Annotated in this window: 5 protein-coding genes; all 5 read right to left on the bottom strand. The window is 62.4% G+C overall.

Annotation, left to right across the window (positions count from 1 at the left end; genetic code table 11):
* On the bottom strand, positions 1–148 hold a 148-nt coding region (locus tag EO99_RS28725), incomplete at its 3' end, for a sugar transferase (protein WP_173425166.1).
* Between the two features lie 149 nt (positions 149–297).
* Positions 298–954: a hypothetical protein gene (locus EO99_RS0125240; RefSeq protein ID WP_162179344.1), complete on the bottom strand. Its 657-nt coding sequence runs from the start codon at positions 952–954 to the stop codon at positions 298–300.
* Between the two features lie 1,041 nt (positions 955–1,995).
* On the bottom strand, positions 1,996–2,181 hold the full coding sequence (locus tag EO99_RS0125225; protein WP_328286615.1) for a CrpP-related protein: 186 nt from the start codon (positions 2,179–2,181) through the stop codon (positions 1,996–1,998).
* Positions 2,182–2,492: 311 nt separating this feature from the next.
* Entirely contained in the window at positions 2,493–2,753 is a 261-nt protein-coding gene (locus tag EO99_RS0125220; protein WP_029621305.1) for a hypothetical protein, read from the bottom strand.
* A 616-nt stretch (positions 2,754–3,369) separates the two neighbouring features.
* Positions 3,370–3,684, bottom strand: a 315-nt coding sequence (locus EO99_RS28155; RefSeq protein ID WP_029621304.1) for a hypothetical protein, incomplete at its 5' end; no start/stop codon positions are given.

The raw sequence follows: 3,684 nt of genomic DNA, 5'->3' as shown, positions 1-3,684 counted from the left end.
GGTTGTCGCGCCCGATCCGCTTCGACCAGTAGACTGCGGGCCCGCTCGAGGTGGCGCGAACAGCAAGCGCCAGGATCACCATCGGCAGGGCCATCAGGAGGAGTACGGGAATCGTGAACGCCAAATCAAGGGTGCGTTTCAATGACATTGTCATCCGATCGGATCTATTTTTCGCGATCAGGAGATCGCTCTGCTTTCAGGCCACCCATAAGTTGATTTTCCCGCCACCGCCAGTCACCAGACAGCCGTTCCCCCCATGCAACGCGCCCTATCTCCCGATAATGCAAGACCCGCGCTCTAAGGTTCTGGCTTGTCTTCGCAATGGTGCTGCTGAAGAACAGCAGCCCTCGCGGATATCAGCGCCAGGTAGGCTGCGCCGAGCATCAGGACGAAATAGCTGTAAAGCTCCAGCGTCTCTTCAACGGCAACCAGGTGCAGCTCCTCGCCAATCTGGCTGGCGCCCACCAGGGCGCCGGCCAGTGCCAGAGGCCAGGAGAAACGCGGGTTGATCGCCTGAAGGATCCCCGCTCGGTCGCGACGTGCATAGGCAAGGGTCGCGATGATCAGCACCGCTGCGCCGACGGCCATCAGGGAGGACCGTATATCCGGAGCTGCACAGAAGATCTCCACGTCGCCGCGGCAGGTGGGAGTCTCGCGCAGAAAGCCTGCAAAGCTGATCACCCCGGTGACGAGGGCCGCGTAGCGGGGCAAGCCGGTACCGCGCGCCACCGCAATCACAGAGGCCAGTGTGGCGGCGGCGAGCGCGGCACTCTGCACCAGTTCGTGGCTGGCGTTTTCTGCGAAAATCTGCGCAACGGGCACTGCGAGGGTGGCAGATGCGCCCCAGATCGCCGCCGTCACCCCGAGTGCTGCCATCAATGCGTGCATCCAGATGCGAGTGTATGACCAGCGTTGTCCCTTGCCCATCAGCCAGTCCGGAAATCTTGCCAACACACCCACTACTCCTGCTGTTCCGCGGGCCGACGCGGCAAAGCGGGCCCACTTCCTGTCTCTTGCAAATGATCGTGGCGCCCGTACCGATAGCGATCGACGTCACGAACGTCGGTATTTAGAGCAGCGCACCTGCTCGTCCATGTCGGCATCAATTTGGGTGGCGACCGGCTCGCATCGGGGGCGGCAGGGACAGGATGCTGCGGGGCGTTCGGGGGGGCAGCCGGACAGGGACGAGACACAATGGGACGCCATGAAACAGTGTATCTTCCGCTCGACTCGGTGGACAATGCCGCGGGGAAACTGGCCAGGGTGGTCCATGGTCGTCTCAAATGGACCGGCTGCTCGACAACGTCCGGTCGGCGGGCACCGTTGGGACACACGAGCGGTTTTGGCTGTATTCCCGCCTCAGCGGCGGAACCAAATGCATCAGCTTTGCGTTGATCGGCTTGGAAAATGGACAAGAACCGTGGTGAGGCCAAAAATGGTGCGACGCTGGTTGCTTTGCGCGGCCGTCGATTTCGGGCCGGCTTGCATTGTGCTCAGCTGCAGCATGATCGCCTTGCGTTTCGCCCTGGGTTTCTGAACACGGGCACAATACATCTTTTCAAGTCAACGCCTCCAGCGGCTCATGTCGCCCCTCGCATGCGCGCAACATCTCCCATGAGCAGCACTTGATCTGCACGACCGAACATGCCGCCGGCAAGAAACAGGCGGCAAATGGATGTGGAGCCTGACTGTGGCCAGCGTCGAAACCAAATGAATTGCGAGGCGCCAGCCGAAGCAAAAGCACCTCGCACGGGGCGATCGTTGTCGTCTGCTCGGATGTTGGCGTGACCCTGCCGTCGAACAGTGTCGTTTCAAGCGATGCCTGAGAGCTGGAGGAGAGAGGTACGGCCTGCGCCGCGGTCATCTCCAGCCGAGTCTGCCCCTCGTCAAAGTCCGCTGAAGGCAGAAAAGGCCGGGACATGGCCCGGCCTTTTCTCTGCCCCGCCCGTGCCATTACATCCGTGGTCACGGTTGAAGCGTCTGCTGGCTGTCGGTCTACAGACTTCGGGCCGCATCCTCGATCTCCCAGCCGAAACACCACGCGTCCACCAGTTGCTGCCAGTGCTGCAGCCTGTCATCGCTGCGCTCTGGCGATTGCATCAGAAGGGGGTTCTGTTGATGGGAGTAGCCCAGAATGCGCGCGGTGATGCCGCGCTGCTGCCAATCGAGGATCGCCTGCATCTCGTCCACAACCCACCTTCGGTAGCCGGCCGGACCATCATGGCCCGGCACATGAGGGATCACTAATTAACGAGGCTTGTCCGAGGCTGGTGCGTCAGCGACGGGAACGGGAGGATCGCTGCCTGCTGCTCCGGCCCGATGGCGCTGCGGCGAGAGGCAGCGGCTGCCCGCCAGCACCGTTCCACGTTTCGGGTTGAACGGCGGCCGGACTGGCGCGACAGAAAAACAGGCCGACAGTCTGAGGCCGGCAAGCAGGAGGTTTCCGGCGCTGTACCGGACAGGTCGGCTGGACCCAAGGGCGCGGTCGTAACCTAGGCTGCCTCGCAGACATCCGGGCGAGCAAGAATGACGATTTCGGGGAAGGGTGTATGCGGCAGTATCCGCTCCGCCGCCGCGAGGGCATCGACGATTGGCCTTGGCTTGATTGCCGACGCCTCGATCAACTTCCCGTCGCGCTGGAAGCTCGGAAAATCGATGACGCCGATCAACCGCCCCTCTACCCGTTGGACCCGCACCGTGATCGCGTCATCGGAGAAGGTATCGACGCGTCGAAAGGATGCCAGATTTTCCATGATTCACCTGTTTGGCTGATATGCCGTCACGACACATCGGCCAGGATAATCTGCCGCTGATTAAGAGCGTGTTAACCCAGAACCATGCCCCCTTCGGGAGGCACAGAAGGCGGGCTGATCGAGCGTTCCGCTCGTTTTCGCAGGTGCGTGCAGGGCGTCAAGCCCGCAGGTGTCCGGATCGACCGGCCTTTTCCTCGCTTTTTGCGAACGGCAGGACAAATAGCGATGCCGGCAAGAGCACCCCCACACCTCGCCGCAGCCGGAGCCGGCCCGCTTCCCCGGTCTGCGGCCTCGCCTGCACGCGGCGCGCGTCGAGAAAGAGTGTCAAGATCCTCACAGGTACACGCGCTGCGGACAAAACGGGTCCGCAGCTTCTTCCCCTGAACGGCCGAGGAAAGCTCATCGGTGCTAAACACGCCAGCCCCCTTCGACGGGCATTCTTGCCAGACAAGCCGATCGAGCAACCGGTGCGACCAAGGTACTCGACGGAACGCATGACGCTGCTGCCTCGTACCGGATCATGCGACGCGCAACGGCCCGAAGGTCTGTGTTGTCAGAACGACGTCGCAACAGACCCTTTGGTCATCGCCGCCCGAATTCGGCCAAGGTGAGACGCTCAGGCTCCTGAGAAACAGATTTTCCCCGCTGCAACAAGGCACATCGCCGCCTCTGGCACTGGAGCAGCCGTATCCATCGCCTTGGGCCTCCTAGCGATAGCGATCGCGCCTCCAGTCGCCGCGATCATCGTCTCTGTCGTGGTGCCAACGACCCCGGTCACGATCCCAGCCACCCCAGTCCCGGTCATCCCTGTCCGAGTCATTCCTGTCCCTGCGGTGCCGATCCCGGCCATCCCAATGACGGTCATGACGGCGGCCACCTCTGTCCCAGCGGTCCCGGTCACGGTAGAAGTCACGACCGCGATAGTGGCGAT

The organism is Pseudorhizobium marinum (assembly GCF_000705355.1).
Taxonomy (GTDB): Bacteria; Pseudomonadota; Alphaproteobacteria; order Rhizobiales; family Rhizobiaceae; genus Neorhizobium; species Neorhizobium pelagicum.
Note: the sequence above shows the minus strand (reverse complement) of the source record. Positions and strands in the feature narration are given on the sequence as shown.

What these genes read in the sequence shown, in the direction of transcription:
- EO99_RS0125225 (WP_328286615.1), bottom strand. Translation starts at nt 2,181, where the DNA reads ATGCAGGCGATCCTCGATTGGCAGCAGCGCGGCATCACCGCGCGCATT.
- EO99_RS0125220 (WP_029621305.1), bottom strand. Translation starts at nt 2,753, where the DNA reads ATGGAAAATCTGGCATCCTTTCGACGCGTCGATACCTTCTCCGATGAC.